Annotated in this window: 24 protein-coding genes, 2 tRNA genes and 2 pseudogenes; 18 read left to right on the top strand and 10 right to left on the bottom strand. The window is 58.0% G+C overall.

What is annotated here, in order from left to right; all coding sequences use genetic code 11:
• Positions 1–26: 26 nt before the first annotated feature.
• From ILT42_RS03825 to ILT42_RS03780, 11 genes and pseudogenes are all read left to right on the top strand, one after another.
• Positions 27–1,244, top strand: a complete 1,218-nt coding sequence (locus tag ILT42_RS03825; RefSeq protein WP_204213983.1) for a CaiB/BaiF CoA transferase family protein — start codon at positions 27–29, stop codon at positions 1,242–1,244.
• Between the two features lie 142 nt (positions 1,245–1,386).
• Entirely contained in the window at positions 1,387–2,490 is a 1,104-nt protein-coding gene (locus ILT42_RS03820) for a phosphotransferase family protein (RefSeq protein WP_204213982.1), read from the top strand.
• An 85-nt stretch (positions 2,491–2,575) separates the two neighbouring features.
• The gene (locus ILT42_RS03815) at positions 2,576–3,718 is read left to right on the top strand and encodes an ABC transporter ATP-binding protein (RefSeq protein ID WP_204213981.1); all 1,143 of its coding nucleotides are present in this window, start codon (positions 2,576–2,578) and stop codon (positions 3,716–3,718) included.
• Positions 3,719–3,752: 34 nt separating this feature from the next.
• Positions 3,753–4,811, top strand: a complete 1,059-nt coding sequence (locus ILT42_RS03810; RefSeq protein WP_204213980.1) for an ABC transporter substrate-binding protein — start codon at positions 3,753–3,755, stop codon at positions 4,809–4,811.
• Positions 4,812–4,840: 29 nt separating this feature from the next.
• Positions 4,841–5,692: an ABC transporter permease gene (locus tag ILT42_RS03805; protein ID WP_204213979.1), complete on the top strand. Its 852-nt coding sequence runs from the start codon at positions 4,841–4,843 to the stop codon at positions 5,690–5,692.
• Positions 5,689–6,495 carry an ABC transporter permease gene (locus ILT42_RS03800; RefSeq protein ID WP_204213978.1) on the top strand — a complete coding sequence of 269 codons (807 nt, stop codon included), beginning with the start codon at positions 5,689–5,691 and terminating at the stop codon, positions 6,493–6,495. The genes ILT42_RS03805 and ILT42_RS03800 overlap by 4 nt, the downstream gene beginning before the upstream one ends.
• 594 nt (positions 6,496–7,089) lie before the next feature.
• Positions 7,090–7,284, top strand: a pseudogene (locus tag ILT42_RS23260) (Arm DNA-binding domain-containing protein); the annotation flags it as partial.
• Between the two features lie 21 nt (positions 7,285–7,305).
• Positions 7,306–7,767 (top strand): tyrosine-type recombinase/integrase, encoded by a 462-nt coding sequence (locus ILT42_RS03795; protein WP_407664532.1) that lies wholly within the window; start codon positions 7,306–7,308, stop codon positions 7,765–7,767.
• Positions 7,768–7,960: 193 nt separating this feature from the next.
• Entirely contained in the window at positions 7,961–8,323 is a 363-nt protein-coding gene (locus ILT42_RS03790) for a hypothetical protein (protein WP_204213977.1), read from the top strand.
• 156 nt (positions 8,324–8,479) lie between these two features.
• Positions 8,480–8,821, top strand: a complete 342-nt coding sequence (locus ILT42_RS03785; protein WP_204213976.1) for a DUF3768 domain-containing protein — start codon at positions 8,480–8,482, stop codon at positions 8,819–8,821.
• Between the two features lie 101 nt (positions 8,822–8,922).
• The gene (locus ILT42_RS03780) at positions 8,923–9,303 is read left to right on the top strand and encodes a helix-turn-helix domain-containing protein (protein WP_204213975.1); all 381 of its coding nucleotides are present in this window, start codon (positions 8,923–8,925) and stop codon (positions 9,301–9,303) included.
• On the opposite strand, the gene ILT42_RS03775 is transcribed toward ILT42_RS03780, so the two are convergent.
• Positions 9,288–9,518, bottom strand: a complete 231-nt coding sequence (locus ILT42_RS03775; protein WP_204213974.1) for a hypothetical protein — start codon at positions 9,516–9,518, stop codon at positions 9,288–9,290. The genes ILT42_RS03780 and ILT42_RS03775 overlap by 16 nt on opposite strands.
• A 100-nt stretch (positions 9,519–9,618) precedes the next feature.
• Here ILT42_RS03775 and ILT42_RS03770 point away from each other — a divergent pair, with 100 nt between their 5' ends.
• From ILT42_RS03770 to ILT42_RS03760, 3 genes are all read left to right on the top strand, one after another.
• Positions 9,619–10,032 carry a hypothetical protein gene (locus ILT42_RS03770; protein ID WP_204213973.1) on the top strand — a complete coding sequence of 138 codons (414 nt, stop codon included), beginning with the start codon at positions 9,619–9,621 and terminating at the stop codon, positions 10,030–10,032.
• A gap of 3 nt (positions 10,033–10,035) precedes the next feature.
• A complete protein-coding gene (locus ILT42_RS03765; protein WP_204213972.1) occupies positions 10,036–10,434 on the top strand; it encodes a hypothetical protein in 399 nt (132 codons plus the stop codon).
• Between the two features lie 186 nt (positions 10,435–10,620).
• Positions 10,621–11,283: a hypothetical protein gene (locus ILT42_RS03760; protein WP_204213971.1), complete on the top strand. Its 663-nt coding sequence runs from the start codon at positions 10,621–10,623 to the stop codon at positions 11,281–11,283.
• A gap of 242 nt (positions 11,284–11,525) precedes the next feature.
• Here the strand turns inward: ILT42_RS03760 and ILT42_RS03755 are convergent, their stop codons facing one another.
• Together ILT42_RS03755 and ILT42_RS03750 are read right to left on the bottom strand one after the other, a co-directional pair.
• Positions 11,526–12,218 (bottom strand): hypothetical protein, encoded by a 693-nt coding sequence (locus ILT42_RS03755; protein WP_204213970.1) that lies wholly within the window; start codon positions 12,216–12,218, stop codon positions 11,526–11,528.
• A gap of 14 nt (positions 12,219–12,232) precedes the next feature.
• Positions 12,233–12,961, bottom strand: coding sequence for a PDDEXK-like family protein (locus ILT42_RS03750; RefSeq protein ID WP_229428455.1), 729 nt, complete (start codon positions 12,959–12,961; stop codon positions 12,233–12,235).
• A 284-nt stretch (positions 12,962–13,245) separates the two neighbouring features.
• On the opposite strand from ILT42_RS03750, the gene ILT42_RS03745 reads away from it, so the two are divergent.
• On the top strand, positions 13,246–14,373 hold the full coding sequence (locus ILT42_RS03745) for a hypothetical protein (RefSeq protein WP_204213968.1): 1,128 nt from the start codon (positions 13,246–13,248) through the stop codon (positions 14,371–14,373).
• A 132-nt stretch (positions 14,374–14,505) separates the two neighbouring features.
• Positions 14,506–15,516 carry a PIN domain-containing protein gene (locus tag ILT42_RS03740; RefSeq protein WP_204213967.1) on the top strand — a complete coding sequence of 337 codons (1,011 nt, stop codon included), beginning with the start codon at positions 14,506–14,508 and terminating at the stop codon, positions 15,514–15,516.
• 109 nt (positions 15,517–15,625) lie between these two features.
• On the opposite strand, the gene ILT42_RS03735 is transcribed toward ILT42_RS03740, so the two are convergent.
• The 6 genes and pseudogenes from ILT42_RS03735 to ILT42_RS03715 all read right to left on the bottom strand — a co-directional run bounded on the left by ILT42_RS03735 (position 15,626) and on the right by ILT42_RS03715 (position 18,486).
• Complete coding sequence (locus ILT42_RS03735) at positions 15,626–16,327, bottom strand: hypothetical protein (RefSeq protein WP_229428339.1); 702 nt, start codon at positions 16,325–16,327, stop codon at positions 15,626–15,628.
• A 66-nt stretch (positions 16,328–16,393) separates the two neighbouring features.
• Positions 16,394–16,480: pseudogene (locus ILT42_RS23255) on the bottom strand (SEC-C metal-binding domain-containing protein); the annotation flags it as partial.
• A gap of 24 nt (positions 16,481–16,504) precedes the next feature.
• The gene (locus tag ILT42_RS03730) at positions 16,505–17,257 is read right to left on the bottom strand and encodes a hypothetical protein (RefSeq protein ID WP_204213965.1); all 753 of its coding nucleotides are present in this window, start codon (positions 17,255–17,257) and stop codon (positions 16,505–16,507) included.
• Positions 17,248–17,868: a hypothetical protein gene (locus ILT42_RS03725; RefSeq protein WP_204213964.1), complete on the bottom strand. Its 621-nt coding sequence runs from the start codon at positions 17,866–17,868 to the stop codon at positions 17,248–17,250. The genes ILT42_RS03730 and ILT42_RS03725 overlap by 10 nt, the downstream gene beginning before the upstream one ends.
• 287 nt (positions 17,869–18,155) lie before the next feature.
• Positions 18,156–18,230, bottom strand: a tRNA-Thr gene (locus tag ILT42_RS03720).
• Positions 18,231–18,396: 166 nt separating this feature from the next.
• Positions 18,397–18,486, bottom strand: a tRNA-Ser gene (locus tag ILT42_RS03715).
• A gap of 210 nt (positions 18,487–18,696) precedes the next feature.
• Between ILT42_RS03715 and ILT42_RS03710 the strand changes: the two genes are divergently transcribed.
• Positions 18,697–19,017 carry a hypothetical protein gene (locus tag ILT42_RS03710; protein WP_204213963.1) on the top strand — a complete coding sequence of 107 codons (321 nt, stop codon included), beginning with the start codon at positions 18,697–18,699 and terminating at the stop codon, positions 19,015–19,017.
• A 70-nt stretch (positions 19,018–19,087) separates the two neighbouring features.
• Positions 19,088–19,744 (top strand): peptide-methionine (S)-S-oxide reductase MsrA, encoded by a 657-nt coding sequence (gene msrA / locus ILT42_RS03705; protein WP_204213962.1) that lies wholly within the window; start codon positions 19,088–19,090, stop codon positions 19,742–19,744.
• A gap of 63 nt (positions 19,745–19,807) precedes the next feature.
• Here msrA and mepA read toward each other — a convergent pair whose 3' ends face one another.
• On the bottom strand, positions 19,808–20,713 hold the full coding sequence (gene mepA, locus ILT42_RS03700) for a penicillin-insensitive murein endopeptidase (RefSeq protein ID WP_229428454.1): 906 nt from the start codon (positions 20,711–20,713) through the stop codon (positions 19,808–19,810).
• Positions 20,714–20,811: the final 98 nt, after the last annotated feature.

Raw genomic sequence — 20,811 nt, 5'->3', positions numbered from 1 at the left:
CGTCATTAGGCAAAGGAAGACACGTCATGAGCGTTCTCAAAGATATTCGCGTCCTTGACATATCACGGGTTCTGGCCGGTCCGAACGCAACCCAGATCCTCGCGGATTTCGGCGCTGAAGTCTGGAAGATCGAAGCTCTCTGGGGCGATGAAGCCAGAACATGGGGCAAGTCCAGCTTCGCGATGATCAATCGTGGAAAGAAGAGCATCGCCGTCAACCTCGCCGAGCCCCGAGGGCAGGACATCATTCGGGCCCTGGCGAAGAAGGCGGATGTGGCGGTCGAGAACTACAAGGTCGACAACCTGAAACGTTTCGGGATCGATCTCAAGAGTTTGATGACCCTGAACGAACGCTTGATCGCCGTTTCCGTGACGGGCTTTGGCCAGACCGGCCCGAACAGGGACGGGCTGGGCTACGACATGGTTCTTCAGGCGATGACTGGGCTGATGAGCCTCACAGGGGATCCTGATCGCCCACCGGCCCGTGTCGGCGTTGCGATTTACGACATCATGCTGGGCCTCAATGCGGCCATCGGCATCCTGGCGGCTCTTTATGAGCGGACGTCGAGCGGGAAGGGCCAGCATATCGACGTATCGCTCTTCGATGTCGGAATGTCGTCCTTGCTGGGTGTCGGCACGGCGTATCTCAACGAAGGACGCGTCGCGATGCGCCAGGGTAGCCTGCATCCGACCCACGTCCCCGTGCAGCCTTATCAGGCCTCAGACGGCCTCATTCTCGTAGCGGTGGGAACGGACGAGCAGTTTGCGCGTCTTTGCAGCGCCATCGGCCGCGAGAGCTTCTCGACCGATCCGCGCTTTCAGACCAATGCGGCCCGTATGACCAACCGGGTCATCTTGGAGGAGCTCTTGTCTGAGGTTCTTGGAACGAAGACGCGCCAGGAATGGCTCGACGTCTTCATGGCTGAGCGGGTGCCGGCCGGGCCGATCTATAATGTCGGCGAGGCACTCGAACATCCTCACTCGAAGGCGCGCAATGTGGTCTGGACGTTCGACGATGACGGGAAGCCGCTTCACGTCCTGGCCAATCCACTGCAACACATGAGCCGCACGCCGCCAAAGCCAACGTCGGGTGCACCTCGCCTGGGTGCGGATACCCTGTCCGTGCTCATGTCCCAAGTTGGCCTGACGGAGGAGGAGATTAACATCCTCGCCCGTGACAATGTTATCGGTGTGGCTCAAACCGAGGGTGTGCCGGCCGAAGCATCTCATGGGAGCGGCAGATGACGGGGCTGTCCAACCGGACCTTTGCTGTCCCTGCATGCGTGGCGATGGACGACTGCAGGGCACCAGGAGGTGGGCGGGAGGTTCTCCTATCCGAGGAGACCACCGGGCCAACCCAGAGGCCTGCCAACGGGATCTTCGCACGATGAATTTAGCAGGTGAACCTCTCGGGCAGTCGGCCGGCCCCATCGACGATGATGCGTTCAAGGGGACAAAACCGCTCCAAGAGGCCAATCCCTTCGATCTCGCTCGCCTCGATGAATGGCTTTCCGCGAATGTCGAACATTATCGCGGGCCGCTGAGTATCCGGCAGTTCAAGGGCGGCCAGTCCAATCCGACCTATCACATCACGAGTCCGAGCGGATCCCTTGTCCTGCGACGCAAGCCGTTTGGTGCGTTGCTGCCCTCGGCTCACGCGGTCGACAGGGAGTTTCGGGTTATTGCCGCGCTCCATCGGGCCGGGTTCCCCGTTCCCACGCCATACGCCTTGTGTCTCGATGGAGATATCATCGGAACGACGTTCTACGTCATGGAGATGATGCAGGGCGACATTTACTGGAATGCCCTTCTCCCCGGATTGTCCCCCGAGAAGCGCCGCAGGATATTCGAGTCCCAGGTCGAAACACTGGCGCAGCTTCATAACGTCGACTATGCCGCGCTTGGTCTGAACGACTATGCTCGACCCGGAAATTACTTCGAAAGGCAGGTCGTCCGGTGGACAAAGCAGTATCGCTCGTCCGAGACCGAACACATACCGGAGGTCGAGGATCTGATCGCCTGGCTGCCTCACTCCTTGCCCGCGCAGGAGCGAGTCTCGATCGTGCATGGCGACTATCGCCTGGACAACGCCGTGTTCGGGAGCGACGATCGCATCAAGGCCGTCCTCGATTGGGAGCTGTCGACCCTCGGGGACCCGCTCGCTGACTTTACGTACTTTTTGATGCAATGGGCGATGCCACCGGATGGACGGAGCGGTTTGGCAGGAGCTGACTTGAAGTCTCTCGGCATCCCTGACATCGATGAGGTCATCTCACTCTATTGCGGATTGACCGGCAGATCGGATGTGCCGGACCTCAATTGGTATTTCGCTTACAATCTCTTTCGCCTTGTCGGAATCCTTCAGGGGATCGCCGGGCGTGTTCGTGACGGCACCGCATCCAGCGAGAAGGCCCGCGAAATGGCTGCGCGGACTCGCCCGCTCGCGGTGCGAGCGTGGAACTTCGCACAAAAGGCTGGGGCGAAACGATGAGCGGGTATCGCCTGGCCCCCTTGGTCCGTATGCGTGACCAAGCCAGCCCGATGGACACTTTCTATCAAATGGACTGTGAGGATTGATGGGACAGGAGCACCGCCACCGGAAAGATGAGGCGCAGTCACTTTCGTCACCTCAGAAAGCGATCGGAACGAATAGCGCACGCGGCGTCCCGATCGTTTTCCGGAATGTCACGAAGCGCTTCGGCTCTTTCACGGCCCTCGATGGTTTCAGCATGGCCATCGAGGAAGGGGAGTTTCTCACGATCCTGGGCGAGTCGGGCTCAGGCAAGTCGACGATCCTGAATGCGTTGGCGGGGTTCATTCCGATTGACGACGGAGAAATATCGATCAACGGAAAGGCTGTTCATACCCTCCCACCGGAGCAGCGGGGCGTCGGGATGGTCTTTCAGAACTATTCGCTCTTTCCACACATGGACGTTGCGGACAACGTCGCCTTTCCTTTGCGCATGAGAGGTGTCCCGAAGCAGGAAGCTCGCAAGCGTGGCGAAGAGGCGCTCGGTATCGTCAGATTGAGTGGTCTCGGGCACAGGTTTCCCCGCGAGTTGTCCGGCGGGCAGCAGCAGCGCGTCGCGGTCGCCAGGGCGATTTCCTTTCACCCGCGCGTCCTTCTGATGGATGAGCCGCTGGGGGCGCTCGATCTCAAGTTGAGGGAGGCGCTTCAGTTCGAAATCAAGCAGATCCAGCGAAGCCTTGGATGCACGGTGGTGTATGTCACGCACGATCAGCGCGAAGCGATGGCGATGTCGGATCGCATTATGGTCCTGCGGAGCGGACGCATCGAACAACTCGGATCCAGCGCAGATCTCTACGATCGACCACGAACGAAGTTCGTGGCTGACTTCATCGGGCAGACCAACATCGTTCCTGCGGTACGGTCCGGCCGCCAGGTGGTTCTCGACCATCTCGGCCTTACCATCACGCCACCCGCGATTCCTGAAGGCGTTGCGCCCCTGTTCCTGAACCTGAGGCCGGAAAAGCTGATGGCAAAACGGGCAGACGGACAGGAGGTCGAGTTCCCGGCCCAAGTCCAGGAGACGGTGTTCCTCGGTGACATGATCTCCGTGAGCGCCGTTACACCCAGCGGAATCTCCATCTACTTCCGCCAGCCTCGTCAAGCTGGCTTCAGTTTGAATCCAGGCGATGCAATCTGGCTGAGCTTCGACCCGTCAGATGCCGTTCTTGTCGTCGACGGTTCACCATAAGAATTGGACACAATAACCAGAGGAGAAAACCACCATGCGTCAATCGGCTCAGTATCTGCGGTTTGCGAGTGCGTTCTTTGCAAGTCTCCTGGCATCTTCGGCGATCGCTCAGGAAAAGGTGGTCATCGCCAATTACGGCGGCATGGTCGCCGACTTTTACAACAAGTACTGCGCGGCGCCACTCAAGGAGCGCCATGGCATCGTCTTGGAGCAGGTTGCCATCAGCGATCCACTGGGACAGTTGAAAGTCCAGCAAGCCACAGGCAGCAACCTCTGGGACATGTTCCCGGCGGAGGGCGAGATTCTCATCACGGCGACCAACAACGGATGGCTCGAACCGATCGACTGGTCTGTCGTCGATCCGGACAATGAAATGCCGGCTGTCGGGCGACACAAATACGGTGTCGCCGGCCGCGTGTATTCGATGATCCTCGCCTATCGTACGGATAAGGTTCCGGCCGGCAAAGTTGTCGATGGCTGGAAGACGTTCTGGGACGTCAAGAACTTCCCCGGACCCCGGGCCATGCGTGACACCCCCTTGGAAAACCTCGAATTCGCGCTCATCGCCGATGGTGTGCCACTCGATCAGATCTACAATGTCCTCAAGACTCCGGAGGGCGTCGATCGAGCGTTCGCAAAGTTGAGCGAGATCAAACCCGACATCGCCGTGTTTTGGACGAGCGGTCAGCAGCCCGCGCAACTGCTCGCGAGCGGAGAGGTTTATTACACGAATACCTGGAACGGCCGGGTCGTCCAGATGAAAAGCGAGAAGGTGCCGGTCGATATCTCATGGAGCGGCGGCTCCCTGAATATTCCCTTCTACTCCATCCCGAAGGGCGCGAAGAATCCTAGTGGCGTCATGAAGTTTTTCAACGTCTGTTTCATGGATCTCGGGATCCAGAAGATCGGTGCAGAAGTGACCGGGTATCCCTCATTGTCACCGAAACTGCCGGCCCTCCTGAGCGAGAAGATCCGTGAGGATCTGCCGACTTCCGAGAAGAACATGAAGCAGCAATTCGCGTTCGACCTCGAGTTCTGGGCGAAGAACAGACCGGCGCTCCAGCGGCGTTGGGATGCTTGGCGCCTGAAGTAAAGTTTGGTGAAGCCAGAGGCAATGCATCCATGACAAATCGAGCACGAACAACCGCATTGCTTCTGGCGGCGCCCGTGGCGCTCACGACCTTCGCTTTCATTCTACCGATGGTCGAGGTGATCCGCTGGAGTCTCTTTGACGGCCAGGGTTTTACGAGCGAGCACATCACGACTGCGGTGACCGACGAGCTTTTCGTCCAGGTGCTCTGGCAGACGATCGTTCTATCCGCGCAGGTTGCCGCGCTCTGTGTCATCATCGGGTACCCGGTCGCCTACTATCTCTCCATGATGAGCGGCCCTCTCCAGCGATTGTGCGTCCTCCTCATCACGTTCCCCCTGTGGGTCAGCGTCCTTGTCCGAACTTACGCCTGGATCGTCGTACTCGGCCGCGAGGGCCTGCTGAACCTTATGCTTGTCGAATTGGGCGTCGTTGGCGAGCCCTTGAAGCTCATCTTCACGCGAGGCGCCGTGCTGGTGGCTTCGATCCAAGTCCTGCTTCCGCTTGCCGTTCTCATCATGTATGGGGCCATGAGCCAAATCAATCGCAACCTCATCCGGGCGGCACGTGTTCTCGGCGCACCGCCGTCTGCTGCGTTTCGGATGATTTTTCTCCCTCTCAGCATGAACGGCGTCATCTCCTCGTCAGTCCTGATCTTCATTCTGTCTCTCGGATTCTATGTAACGCCGGCTCTTGTGGGCGGTCCGAGGGACATCATGATCTCGAACGTCATCGCCCAGCAGATCAACCAGACCCTGGATTGGGGCTTGGGCGCAGCATTGGGCATCGTGCTCCTCGCTGCCGGACTGCTGGTGGCGGGGCTGACCTATCTGGTCCTTGGCAGGTTCGCCGCTACGGCCAATGACGGGGGTATCCGCTCATGAAAGGTACATTGTGGGATACGCTGGGCCGCTCGCTCCTGCCGTTTTATTTCTTGCTCGTCTTGGCTTATCTCGTCGTTCCCCTGTTGATCGTCGTTCCGCTGTCATTCAGCGACACGACATATCTCGTGTTCCCTCCCAGGGGGTTCTCCTGGCGCTGGTATGCTGAGATCTTCCTGAACCCCGCTTGGTTGAAGGCCTTTCAGACGAGCCTGCTGCTGGGCGTCATCACGGCCGTGGGAGCGACGGGACTCGGAACCTTGGCGGCGATGGCGATCGTCCGCTTCTCTCGCAAGACAAGCTTCACGATCGGCGGAGCGTTTCTCGTGCCTCAGATCGTGCCCGCGGTGATCACCGCTCTGGGAGCCTTTCTGCTGCTCCATGCGCTTGGTCTCTTGGGGACCTTCACAGGCCTCGTCATCATGCATGTCATGATGGCCCTCCCGCTCGTCGTCGTGACGATGACGGCTGCTCTGCGGCAGCTCGGGGAGAGTTTGAACCTCGCTGCTCGGGTACTCGGCGCGACGCCTCTGAAGGCCTTTTGGTATGTAACCTTTCCGGCGGTGGCGCCTTCGCTGGCGATCAGCGCCATCTTCGCGTTTTTCATCTCGTTCGACGAGCTGATCGTAACGTTGTTCATCAGCGGAAGCCATGTGACGATGCCCGTACGGATATGGGCGGATGTAAAGCAGGAACTCACTCCAGTGGTACCGGCGGCCGCGACATTGCTCACGGTCCTCGTCGCGGTACTGGTCATCCCGATAGAATTGTACCGGCAGAGAGCAAGCATTCGGAACAGGGTCTGACGGTCTCGTTACCGGCTCCTACGTACTGGCCGTTGCGATCCGCCTCCATGCGCCGTACCTCATCGCTACAACGGCCCAAGTGCCGGCCGCCACGGCTGTGCTGACCGTACAGCCACGCTCGCCTCCCGGCGGGAACCGCTGCGCCTTATGGCTGCACGCCACACCCGGCCGTTACGAAACGGTGATGGCGGACTGAGAGTGCCAGCTTGGCCGGTCGAAGCGATTGCGTCGGAATGAATCCGAATCCGTCATGCCCCTGCTTGGACGAATCGCGAAGCCATGGCAGGGCAAAGGCTCAGAGGTTCCGCCAAAATGAGCAAACAGTAATTTACTGTGATTGAGTGGCGGAGAGGGGGGCCGTTTCGTTAAAATCCTAATAGGTCCGCTAGTGTCCAAAAAGCTAGGCGCAGCAAGGAAGCCTGGTTTGTAAGTTGTCCAGCACGAGTCATTGCAATGCTACTACATCTCACATATGATGTGGGTACGAATGTGGGGTGTTTGAGTTAGGCGGACACTACGATGAAAGGTAGAGGCAGGCACCCGGAAAAGGCGCTCAGCGCCATGTGAGTTCGCAACCTCAACAAGCCCGGGCGCTATACGGATGGTAACGGACTCTATCTCGTTGTCGATCCCTCAGGCGCTAAGCGATGGCTCTTGCGAACCGTCGTCCACGGAAAGTGGCGGGACATTGGGTTAGGTGGGTTGGCCCTTGTGTCCTTGGCGGAAGCTCGCGAGAAAGCCCTATCGTACCGGAAGCTTGCACGAGAGGGTGGTGATCCACTCGCTGAGAGAAAGAAGCAGAGGCGCGAGATTCCGACCTTTGCCAAGGCTGCCGAGCAGGTCCACGCCGAGCACAAGGCCAGCTGGAAGAACAAGAAGCATGGCGATCAGTGGATCAATACCCTCAACGACTATGTCATCCCTCACTTTGGGAACACGAGGATCGATCAGGTTCAGACGCCAGATGTCCTGAAAGCCTTAGCTCCGATCTGGCTGACCAAGCCGGAAACAGCGCGCCGAATACGCCAAAGAATCAAGACTATGCTGGACTGGGCAAAAGCATCAGGATATCGGACGGGCGACAATCCGGTCGAGGGCGTCGAGCGAGGGCTTCCGAAGCAGAATGGCCGGGACAGCCACCACGATGCGATGCCCTATGACAAGGTCCCAGCCTTCATCAAAGCCCTCCGAAAGTCAGATTCCAGCGAGATTACAAAGCTGGCTTTCGAGTTTCTGATCCTGACTGCCATGCGCACGAGCGAGGTGCTATAGGCACGTTGGAGTGAATTCGACTCTGATCAGTCCCTTTGGACGGTCCCAGCCGAACGGATGAAGGCGGGGCGGATTCACCGCGTCCCGCTCAGCGACCGCTGTGTTGAGATCCTAGAGCAAGCAAAGGTCTTGGGATCGGAGAGCGAGTACGTCCTTCCTGGCCGTTCACTTGTTCGAGAGCGGAAAGGCGTTCGTGCCCTTCGTCAACCGGACGCTCTATGCACAGCTGGCGGCGATGGGCGGGGAAGTGCCCGAGATCGATCCGGCCGAAATCGAAGCCGCGCTCAATGCCGATGCGGCCAAGAAGAGCAAAGGTGCGGGCAAGGCGGCGATGCCCGAGGGGCTGAAGGCGAATGCTGAGGCATGGGACTATCTCGCGGTCGGCAGCATCGTGCTTGCCAACGAGACGCCGAGGGAAGGCTGGTACGAAGCCATCGTCAAGGAGGTGAAAGCCGAAGGACTGGATCTGCTCGCATGGCGCGACTGGCCCCATGAAGCTGCGTTCGTGCGCAAGGCCCCGCATATTGCCTTGCCGCATCCGGCCAGCAGCAAGTAACCCGAAAACGAGCCCTCAGGGCAGAACAGCCGCGCCCTGAGGGTTGCCTGCCGTCAGCCCTCGAATGTCGCCCTGCGGCCCTGCCAACGGCCTCAATTCCATGCTTTGCGCATCGGGCGGGCCCTACACCCTCAAACCGACATCGGAAAACACACCATGGCTCAGACCACCAGCCCAACGGACACCCACGTTCGCGACCTCAACGATAAAGTTCGCCAACATCGCATCGGTGGACGGGTTGTCCTGACACGCGGCCTTGCCGCCCTCAATCCCGCCCTCATCGCGAAGATCGACCGAGCGGTGCGAGCCTTCGATGCCCCCACGCCCGATAACGATCCCTATAATGAGCACGACTTCGGCTCACTCACCGTCGAGGGCTATGTGGTGATGTTCAAGATCGACGCCTACGACCTCGACCTGCAATATGCCTCCCCCGATCCAAGAGACCCTGACGTCATCTGCCGGGTCCTGACCCTCATGCTCGCCGAGGAATATTGAGACGCATAAGGCTGGATGGGCCTCATAATGGTATTTTGTTTCAATCTCAGGTAAGCTATGCCACGATGCCTTGCCACCTTGACTGCACCGGATCCTCCTAGATGTCCAAGAAAGCCCCAAACGCCCTTGATCAAGCCATTGGGGCCCAGGTGCGCATCCGTCGCCTTCAGGTGAGCATGAGCCAGGAGAAACTGGCCGATGCACTCGGGCTTACCTTCCAGCAGGTGCAGAAGTACGAGAAAGGCACCAACCGCATCAGCGTCAGCCGTCTCGACAGTATCGCCAAGGCCCTTGGTGTCGATCTCGCCTTCTTCTTCGAGAGCGCACAGCATCCGGTCGGGACAGGGCCCGCCTATCCGACCGACCGGGACAGCGTTGAGCTAGTGGCGCTGTTCAACCGGATCCCGAACAGGACAATGCGCAAGGCCATCCTGGCCATGGCGCGCGCCGCCTGTGAGGAGATCGATCAATCCTCACCGTAGCCGAGTTCCTCGATCAGGCTGTCGCCTGCGCTGATGAAGGTTTGGAGGCTAGGCAGCCTCCGCAGGTCGGCTTCCTGGATCTGCCCCTTGAGAGTATGAAGCTGGGCGGCGACCTGGAGCAGGCTCAGCGTCAGCCGCTCCTCCCGTCCCAGGGAGGAAGCCGGGTCGGACGCCGTCGCAGCCGATGGTTGGGTTGTCTTCGGATGCTTGGCCACTTCAGCCCGCCATGCGATAGTGCGAAGCCTGGGTCTTGGGCTGGTGATAAGAGGGGGATGCAAGACCAGGGGTAAGGACGGGTACGGCGTTCGCCGCTCGATGTTGGCTCTGGACGCGAAGCCCGCGCTCGACGGCGACGGCGGGACGTTCACGACCCAAGACGCGATCAACAACATTCCCCGCGAATATACGGCGCGGTACGGGCGCATCGTCGCCGATCTCGCCGGGGGCTCCGCCGTCGAGGTCGAGGCCGCTCTCACGGACGGCGCGGCGCTCGTCGAGCGACTTAAGGGCTCGAACGACCCGCAGAACATCCGCGCGGCGGATTTCCTCGAAGGGACGATGGACGCCGTCCGGATCAAACGCGGCTCCGCTCCCGACGCGGCCTACAACGAGATGCGGGATAGCCTCTCGAACGCCTGGAATACGGGAGACGAGCGGCACAAGGCCGCCGACGCCGACACCGCTTACGACGCGATGCGCGATCACCTCTCGACCGCCTGGAGGCACTGACCGATGAGCAACCTTTACGACCGCATCGCGAAAATGCTCGATAAGCCGCAGGGCTCCGCCGCGATCCGCTCCCTTCTCGACGACGCGAAGGGCGAGCGCGACCGCCAGGAGACGACGGCGGTACGAAACGACGGGACCGCTCTCAATCCCCGCACCCCGCGCGGCGAGATGGAGAAGGCCCGGAAGGATCGGGACGAGGCCCGCGAGGAAGTGAAGCGCCTGGAGGCCTGTATCGAAGCGCTGAACGCGGCTCACGCGGAAGCCGTCGAGGCCGAGAAGGCGGACGAGGCCGTGGCGACCTACAACGCCGTGAAGGCCGAGCGGGACGCGCTGGCGAAGGATCTGGAGCAATATCCGGCCCTGTCCGCGCCGACATTCGCGGCGGAAGAGGTCCGGAGATAGGCCACGGCGGGGATCAAAGGCTTACGGGACATAGGTTTGAGCGCCTTTTATGTTTCTCAATCTTCGGAATTGAGAGCGCTTTTGTCACTAAGAAAGTCCCCAACCGGAGCTTATGATGTGTAATATCGTTAGGCTTAGTTCGGAAATCAAGCGATATTCAAACGGGCGATGACGAAAGGTTATCCCATGACAGCTTCGATACCCAAGGCCGGACCGACCCGCGACGATTTCTCGGCGGCGGACGCGGCCTTCGCCAGCGAGGTCCGCGAGCTTTACCATCGCGCCATCGACGGCCACGAAGACGACGAGACCGCCTCCCCGGAGGCCCGCCGAATGGCCGCCGCGCTCCTAGCGATCCATTGCCGCCTCGGGCGCGTCCTGGCTTCCGACAGCACAGACGGGAAGGTTCAGTCCGTGGACGCCGGGATCGTAGAGGCCCTGTCGCTGATCAGCGCGATTATCGAGCGGAAGAACCATCCCGTTTGGCGGCTCCTGCGGGGCTCGTCGAAGGGGCGGGCGCGGGGCAACCCGTCGACGGACGCCTACACGGAGCTTTCGACGGCTTACGTCTTCGGCGCGATCCGGGCGCTGCAGGACGCAGAGCGGGTCAACGAGACGGAGGCCTGTCGGATCTTCTGGGGTCTCCTGTCCGACGGTCGCGGACCTGAAACGGAGCGTCGACACGATCCGGGGGCGGGTCCAGCGCTTCGACGCCGATCCCGCGAGTCCGTTACACGAGACGGCGGAGGGGTGGCGCGCCGCGCTCCGAGACGGGGGCGGCGACCGTCGCGCGATAATCTCGGCGACGGAAGGCGCTATCGTCTCGATCAAGCGCATTCCCCGGCTTAAGGAGGTCGCTCGCTGGCGTCCGGTCAACTTTCCAGCGACCTTCGCCGAGGCCATCGAAGATATGGCGCAGAGGGCTTCGGAATAATGCACTCGATCCGTTCTATCATGAGACAACAACGGGAGGCCTGCTGGCCTTGGGCGATGTTTTCGGCCCATGATGCTGACAAGAAGCTGATTAGCTGTAGTGTCGGAGCCGTGAACAATTTAGGCCCAAGGATCGTTCCAGGCCGGAGAATTGGGAGTTATGGATGCCTTTGACCTTGGAACTCCTGTCGAATTTCGGCGTGCAACCTATCAAACTGGGGAATGACCTCGGCGATCCTTACAAGTGCCTGTCTTACTGGATCTAGTCCATCCTCGACGCTGCCACTCTCATACGCCTGAGCAAGTCGTGTCGGGTCAATCCTAACTGGAAGAAAGAACGAGCCTGCGTCGGCCTCAAACTTGAAGCCCTTCGCGGTGAAGCCACTTGCTCTCTCACGTATGAAAGACTTCCATTTGGCTTTCTTTCCCCTAATCCCAAACTCACCATCGGTGATGTGCCAGCGGAAACCGAGTTCCCCAGAACCTACATTACATAGACGGGTGAGATACCAATGATCCTCGGTTAGCGCGTCCGAGAGATCATCATTCTCACCACCCCAAAAGCCGAACCATGCGTGTGCGTCATCTTCTTGCTTCTTCCCTGCACCTTTCGTTGGGGATCTTACTGCGATGGAAGTAGCTTGAGGGCCCCAATGCGGTGGAGCAAACCAAGTTTGCTCGTCAATAAAATCATACTGCCCGATCCAATTTGCCTTAGAAGCCCAATCCTCAATCAATTTGTCAATGGCATCGAATACGGTCTTCTCAACGTCATGACGGAGAAGCTTCGATGCATCTTCAAATAACCGCAGATTGCGGATTAGAAGTGCGCCCGTTTGTTCTTTTGACATCCTACTTCCTATGCCTAGTTGAACTTGGAAAAATGCTGGGCAAGTTGCCGAAGTATCTCACGCAAAACTCGATTTCCATCCGTTGCGGGATTGTCGCGTAGATAACTGGAAATGCATGCGCTTACGTCGCGCCACGTAAGCGCCACAACGCGATCATGCTCGGATAGCTCTAGCCCAGCGAGTGACCTGCAGAGAAATAGGACGCCGAAGCTGCGCCCGTTCGAAGCCTCCTCTGCTAGACGTCGGTATCGAGCCACTTGCTCAGGACGCTCAGAGGCGTTGATTTTGACCTCGACAAACAGGATGAAATTCGGTCCGCTTATGTCTATGTCAATGCGGCTTTCTGAGTTGCCAAGCGGGTATGTCTCAAGAAAAGTGTTGTACCCCATATCGAGATCGCTCGGTTGCGGGAAGCCTAATGGTAAACGATCACTGATAACGTTCAGCAGAGACTTCAAGAATAGGTCTCCTTGCCCGTGCGTTTCTGAGCGATCTAGAAGCCAAGCTAGGATAGCCGAATTTCTAAGCTCTTCTTGTCCAACCCCAGCTATTCGCCAAACATCCAGGAATGCACCATTGATCTTAGCTGTGTTAAGCGGACCCTGTAGTACACCTAAAAACTGCTCCAAGCTGTTGTGATCGACAGATATCAACACCGGTTGGGACGAGGATGAACTGTAAAGTGTTGCTTCCAAGCTTTCGAAGAAGGTCGCCAACCCATCCGCGAAGGATGTTGGGGCCATCGAAAGTCTCAGTTCAGCGAAAAAATTATGCAGATCTAGCGGCGTCAGAGTGCTTTGCATCATAGCGTCCTAAAGCCGAACACACATAGTCACACTTCGTATCAGCGTAAGCGCCGCGCAGCTAGTTCTACTCACGTCTAAGCTTGTCGACAGGCAAGAGGCTCTGGTCGAGCCAAGCACTCTCACAGTTTTACAAATTTCCCCTAGGAGTAGGTGTTAATGGACGGTTGATAAAGCGTAGCCTCCGGATAATATCGGAAATCAAGCTGTCTGGAGTGGGAAATTTGCAAGATCTTCTTGAAACGATCCGTGGGCGGCTGGAAAGGAGGCAGTACTCGTCAGAGACCGCAGTTCGCGAAACGATTGTCCTTCCAGTATTACAATCGCTGGGTTGGGATATCTTCGACCCAGACCATGTGCTTCGAGAGTTCACCCTAGGCACGAGGCGGGTAGACTACGCATTGTCGGCAACTCCGCCGCGCCGAGATATCTTTATTGAAGTCAAAGCAGTGGGTCAAACCACCGGTGCGGACCGGCAGCTTTTTGAGTATGCATTCCACGAGGGTATTCCGTTTGCAGTTTTAACTGATGGACAGGAGTGGAGTTTCTTCCTTCCCGGTCAACAGGGAAGTTACGATGAAAGACGGGTTCAAAAGCTTGATCTTCTAGAACGTAATCCATCTGAGGCTGCTCTATTGATGGCCCGCTACCTCGATTTTCGGCGAGTGAAGTCTGGCGAGGCGCTACAGGATGCCCAAACTGATTATCGTACCGTTTCGAGCAGAAAGACCGCTCTAGATCGTCTTCCTGATGCGTGGGCCGCGCTTTGTGCTGAACCCGACCCTTTACTCCTAGATTTGATCAGCGAGAAGACTGAGGCAATTTGCGGGTTTCGCCCAAAGCCTGAAGATGTTGAGGAGTTCGTTCTCAGCAATCTTACGAACGGATCAAAGGTGCGCTCGCGTCTCGAAGTGAAGCGTCCAACAAGGACTGCAGAAGCTGGTGTATCCTCAACCCAACACCTCGCGCGACCGACACCTTCGGTGCCCAGCGCTCCAGTGTCGGAGCGACATATCATATATACTGTGTTTGGGGAGAGACGAGAGGCAAGAACCGCTATCGATGCGCTAGTTGAAATCCTGCGTGCATTGTCTGCGCGGCAGCCAGACTTCGTTGATCGGCTTTCTCAAATAGCACCTTCCCGGACGCGGAACCATATCGCACGCTCACCCGAACAGGTGTATCCAGCCCGTCCGGAACTAAGCGATCTCACAACCGAGTTTGTCCCTGGGTGGTGGCTCGGCACAAACATTGCCAATCGAGATAAGTTGACCCTTTTGCGGAAAGCCTGTGAGGTCACTGGAATTACCCTTGGGCGAGATATCGAAATTCACTTGCCCAACGCCAACTAAAGTCCGGAACATGGCAGTCAGCTGTCGGATCTCAACCTCGGTTCTTGCGGATGGACGTATCAAAAGGTTAACGACTATAGTGCTTATCTCCAATCTTCAGTTGCCTCCATTTAACCCATTGGACGCCAGCGCATGACTAAAAACACACCACCATCTATCTCAGATGCTCTGATCTTCGTTGATGCGAACATTTATCTCGACTGCTACCAAAGGCGATACGACAACTATCGAAAGCTGATCGGCGATCTTTCGCCGCTTGCAAGCAGCATTCTTTTCACATCCGCGGTTGATCACGAGTTCCGGCGCAATCGTGTTGGAGCCTACATCAAAGAGAACAAGGTAGAACGTGGAAAGACCAATATCCCGATATTCTCTCCTCACCACGAAGTAACCGGTGACAATCAGGAAGCTAAGGCGATTAGGCAGAAGAAGGAGCAAATTGAAAAGCAAACGAAAGAGTTGCTTAAGAGCGTTTCGGAAGTGCACCTGAAAAATATCCGCGCAATTGAGCAAGGGACCGATGACGTCTCCCAAGCTATAGCGCCACTAAGAGCCAATCTTCAGACTGCGACGGACGAGCAGCTTCAGCGCGCGCGCCTCAGAAAAGAGTTGGGCAATCCGCCAGGCAAAAAAGGCGACCCACTAGGTGACCAAATATCTTGGGAGCAGCTACTCGATCTGGCTCCCAATAAGCGTTCTGTGTGGATTGTGACTAACGATAATGATTATATTGAGCGCGCCGAAAAGGAAATTTTTCTAGGGCCATTCCTGTATGATGAGCTGCGGGAGCGCGCGCCTGAAATTGAAGTTTTTTGCTTCAGTAACTTGGCAGATTTTTTCACAAAGCTCAAACAAGTTGGGCTGACGCCCGTTGCCTCGTCTATCCCAGAAGAGCGTATCAAAATTGCTAAGGAAGAGTATGTTGCCAATACAGCTATACAAAGTACGAGTTTCTCGTCGGGGCCTGCGACTGTCCTGATCACCAGTCCGACGGGGATCAGATGCCATGGTTCAGAAGACGGCGAACACGACTTCGCTACGGGGCTCGTTGCTAAGCCGTCGGCGTACGGTGGTTTGACCTACTGGGCGACTTGCCAGAAATGCGGTTTTCAAATGGATACCGGCGAGGCGTATGAGGACTAAAGTATCATCTGCATCGTCTCTGCACTTCGAGGATGCAGAGCGTAGGCGAACGAGTTTTTGACATGGACGGCGTCCTTCAGAGTGTATGCGGTGGCGTCGCACTAGGGAGTCAATCGTCTGACTGCAGGGTTTCGTCACCGAGGAACTGGCGCTGCCACGCCATTTCGTCATCTGAGGGATCATACTGGAATTGATTTTGTGCGATCTTCTTCCAGTATCGAGGCTCCGGAACATCGTCGTAAAACACTAGTTCTGTGACCACATATATCAACCAAGCATGTACTCTCATATTTGAAAGGATGAAATCTAGAGGCTCCTCGTCCTTCGTGTACCGCTTCGTCGGTTCAAGACCGGAGTGAGCCCTATTGATGTGAACGAAGTGGTTGCTCAGTATACCATACAAATGCCCGAAGGGTGGAAATGCTTTTCTTGCGGCAGAGACGCTCTTTGTGGGATCAAGTTTACCGTCGTGAAACCTGGCAAGCGCGCCTGGCTCCATAGCGATATGCAAGGTGGTAGCTAACGCCTCTACAATTCCGCGAGCAATTGCGCCGTAAGGTCTTCTATAGCCATGGCGTGCGACCTCGATGCTAGCCAGGAACGTGGAAAGCGCGCTATTTAACAGTCCCGCACAGGTTGATCGGAAATCCTCTGCCTCGAACCTCAAGTGATGCCACATCAAACCGACAGCATCGGCTATTACAGAGCTGATTTCGCGGAGGTCGTTCTCAGCAATTCTGTCGAACGACTTGGCAATATGTGGGCCGTCGCGATGTATTTGGTTGATCACAATGTCCTTCGTGACGAACACCGCACGCCTGTTCCCATGATCAATCCGGACCGACGCTAAATTATTGAGTGGCGGGTGTGGATGGTTTTTCCCATGGCAGTGTTTGAACTTTTTGCCACTTCCACATGGGCACGATGAGTTCCTGCCGGGACGCCTTGTCGTTTGTGGTGGCATATAGTTGGCCTGTGCTGCGCACGCTTACAAAAGCGCCAAGACGACATTGTTCACGAGATCCGTCACGACGTCATCGGCCTGCGATTGTGTCACCATGACTTGAGATGGATGCGCAGCGATGTTCCTGCGTTTTAACTTCTCTCTCAAGATCTCGATGATGTTCTTAGATACTAAGGATGCCGTCTGGCAAACCTCGATCACGTCGGCCTCCTTCAAATCCTCGAAATGCTCCTGGGCGCTGACCGTAAGACCCTGTTTCTTTGGAAAGCGTTTCGGGATCGCCAAGTTGAAATCACTCAGACGCTGCGGCTCTCTCAGGATCCACCGTACCAAGTGATCAAACGTGAGGTTCCACGTCATCACAATGCAGGCTCTGTAAGCCTCGACGCGGTAGCATTTCATCGCCTCAATGAGGAAGGTTCTCTCTGCCAGGTCGGGGACCTTCGCTGGCAAATTGGAGAGGAGCTGGCTTACGTGGATTACTGTGTGGTGCACACCATACTTTGCATCCAAGTCGGAGCGCGCAGCGCGTGCGAGCTTGTAGCCGCGCCCTTCCTTCAGAAGGTCTGCCGGTTTCGAGGCCGCCATTCTTGGGAGGTAAACGGACGGATCTGGAGGGGTTAGGTGAAGCTGTCTAAAGCAGCTTCTTATGGCTTCATTATCGAATATCGCCTTGCCTCTATGAGTATGAAGATGCCATCCAAACAGCTTGATCTTCTCTCGTGGTGGCAGGGCATCAAAGCCTTCAACCTGTAAAATAAAATCAGTTAGCTCCATCCGTCGCCGCCGTTGATCAAATTCTCAACCTCAGCAAGGCCAAGGTGGTTAATCATATAGTGGCCTCGCTCTGGGGTTGTGAAATATTGTTCTCCCTTGAGGTCCCGGAGCGGCTGAGCGAAGTCGGCAATGCCAGTTGGCCACTTGAGAGCGCGGTAGCAGGTATAGACATGATCGACAGTGATGGTGTCGACGTCACGATGCTCTTTGAACCATGCAGCGATCAGAAGAAATCGCTTGGCGTGGCTTTTCGGGCTTGCCTTTTGAGCGAATGTGGCAAGGGAGACATCTGATGTCAGGTCGAGATCAAGGACCTGAGGTGTCGCTGCGGGCTTGCGCGGCCCACGCTGCTTCGCAGCGCGCGGAGCCTCTTCTGCCTGCGCTTCGTCCTCAACTTCTACCTCGCCTTCGATCTCGGGTGGCTCCTGATGGGCTATCGCTCTTGTCCCGTTGGGCGCGGTGATCCGCTGGGCCGGGGCCGCCGGACCGCGAAGGGCGTTCTGAATCGCCTGCGTGATTTGGCCAACATCTCCATCGGCAATTTCCGCCTCAACCATAATGAAGCGGATCCGGGAGGTGCCTCCCGCTTTTCCTGACGATCCCTTGGCCATTAAACACACTCACGATTTGCATTTGTGATCGGGGAGCCCGGTCCTGATAGGAAAAGTTCCACTAAGCCGAAGTTCGGTGCAAGGCGATTGTTGCCCTTCCGTTCTTCCATTCACAAAATCTTATCGCGGGAAGGAGAGTTCCACCGTGATCTAGCTAAGAGCGTGGACATTCACTCTCTAGTAGAACAGAAGGCCGGTTTCGCGAGAAAGACCCCTGAAACGACCCCTCCACCGATCCTTCCAGGCCGAGGCGAGCCAAGCTCTAGCCTCTAAGCCCTTGAAAAGAATGGTGCTGCCAGAGAGGATTGAACTCTCGACCTCTCCCTTACCAAGGGAGTGCTCTACCACTGAGCTACGGCAGCGCGAGTTGGAACGCATCCCCACGGTCGCGCAACGGGATGGGGGATAACTCCTCGCTAAGGAAATTCAGCTGCTGTCGTACAGTTTTCCATCCGGGGGTCGAGCCGTAGGTTAGCGCTTTGGAAGTACTAAAAACCCAAGATGTTTCAGCTGCTTAACTGAAAGTAGTGGCGGAGGGAGCGGGATTCGAACCCGCGATACGGTTTCCCGTATACACACTTTCCAGGCGTGCGCCTTCAACCACTCGGCCACCCCTCCTGCTCGATCCCTTTAAAGCCTGGCTTTGGGACCTATAACCAGCCTAGAGGGCTGGCTGGACGGTCCCGGCCGCTTCAAGCGGTTCGGAAGCGGTCGTGTATCGCTAAATGTGGGCTGAAGGCAAGCGCATCTTAAGACATTTTGTGGTTTCAAGTGACAAGCCGCCTTCCGGGACATTATGCTCGGCGGCTCAGACAGCGAGGTCTTGACGTGAGAGGGTTGGCGCGCCTGGTGGGGTTGCTTCTGGTGGCGGCAGGATTCATTGGCCTTGTGGTCGATGGGACGCGCTCCATCGTCAATGAAACCCTGGCCTTCAGTTCGCTGCGGTCTCTCTGGGAGACGGTCTCCCCAGCCAGCCTCGGCCATCTCCAGGCCGCCGTGACGCAGCATGTGCACCCGATGCTGTGGGACCCTGTTCTGACCGAGTTCCTCCTTCTTCCGGCCTCTATCGCAGGCTTGATCCTGGGCCTCGTGTTTCTGTGGCTAGGCCAGAAGCCTCTGGAGCCGATCGGTTATCTGGCAAGCCATTGAGGCCCCGGGGCACACCTAAAAATTGGCCGGAAGTCCTCCTATATAAGGGAAAACCTATAAGGATTTTCCCATGTTTGGCTTTCGCAAGCGCACCGACCTGCCCGCGGCCGCAGAGGCCCTGCCGGGCCGGCCCACCCCCATTCCGACCGCCGAGCGCCATTTCGTCAACGGCCGGCCCCTCATGGGCCCCTATCCTGACGGCATCAAGATCGCCTTGTTCGGCCTTGGCTGCTTCTGGGGGGCGGAACGGAAGTTCTGGCAGCTGGACAAGGGCATCTGGGCCACGGCAGTCGGCTATGCGGGCGGCACCACTCCGAACCCGACCTATGAGGAGGTTTGCTCCGGACTGACGGGCCAGAACGAAGTCGTGCTCGTGGCCTACGATCCTCAGGAAATCAGCTACGAGGACCTGCTCAAGACCTTCTGGGAGAGCCACGACCCGACCCAAGGCATGCGCCAGGGCAACGATGTGGGCACCCAGTACCGGTCTGGCATCTACGTCTTCGATGAGGGGCAGAAGAAGGCCGCCGAGGCGTCCAAGGCGACCTATGGCGAGGCCTTGAAGGCAAGGGGCTACGGGCCGATCACCACCGAAATTGTGGAGGCTGGACCATTCTACTTCGCCGAGGATTACCATCAGCAGTACCTGGCCAAGAATCCCAGCGGTTACTGCGGCCTTGGCGGGACCGGCGTCTCCTGTCCTATCGGGGTGGGCGTCGCGGCTTAGGGCCGACTGCTACCTGAGGCTACGTCTGTGGAGCCGCCCGACACTCTCGGGCGGCGTCTTGCGTCAGGGAGCCACGAGAACGCTGCGGCACTCGGCGGGGAGCTGCGCCAGCGTGAGGGGCGGCCGGGGAGGGCCGGGCCTTGGGTTCATCACCTCCGGCTTGAACCAATAAGCCAGATCGGCGCCGCATCCGTCGCCGGGCGGCGGTGGGTCCTGATCCGAGCAGCCCACCGCGCCGCTCGGGCAGGCAAGCCGGATGTGGAAATGGTAGTTGTGTCCATAGGTCGGCCGGATCTTGGTCAGCCACGACCTGTCCGCGCCCGCGTCCCGGCAGAGCGCCTTCTTGATTGCCGGGTTGACGAAGACACGCGCGACGCTGCGCTCGGACGCCACAGCCTTCAGAAGGGCCTGATGTTGGGGTGTCCAGACACGCGGATCCACGTCGAGCCAGTCGGCCCGGACCACATTGGTGGCGGACATCTCCTCGCGCTCGAGGCGGGACAGGCGTCTCTCGGGCATGGGAGTCAGCCAGATGTCGGCGTCGAGGCCGATCTGATGGGACGCGTGGCCGGTGATCATCGGGCCGCCTCGAGGTTGGGCGATGTCGCCGACGAGGAGGCCGGGCCAGCCATTGACCTGCGGCACCCTCCGGGACAAGCGCTCCAGGTAGGCGATGAGTTGGGGATGCCCCCAGTTGCGGTTGCGGGACAGGCGCATGACCTGCCAGGTCTCGCCGTCGATCGGCAGGGCCGTCGCTCCCGCAACGCACCCCCGGGCGTAGCCGCCGATGGAGCGGGCAGACAGATTGGCCGGAGCCTGCTGGCGTCCGAAAAGCTCCTTGGCGGCGAGAGCGGGGTCGTTGGGGTTGGCCAGGGGCGGCAGCGGGCGCGGATTGAGGCTTCCCTTGTCCTGCGCCAGGGCTGGCGCGCCCAACAGCAGAACGGCGACGGCGATGCTGCGAATCATCATCATGAGCGGAGGCTAAGGTGCTTTGACGGGATCCGGCAATCCGGCCACCCGTCCATCAATGGGGACGGAGACCGGAAGGCACCTCGGCGCCTCCCGGC

The sequence above is a fragment of the Microvirga pudoricolor genome (genome assembly GCF_016892705.1).
GTDB lineage: Bacteria > Pseudomonadota > Alphaproteobacteria > Rhizobiales > Beijerinckiaceae > Microvirga > Microvirga pudoricolor.
The sequence above is the reverse complement of the archived record's forward strand: the minus strand, read 5'-3'. Positions and strand labels throughout refer to the sequence as shown.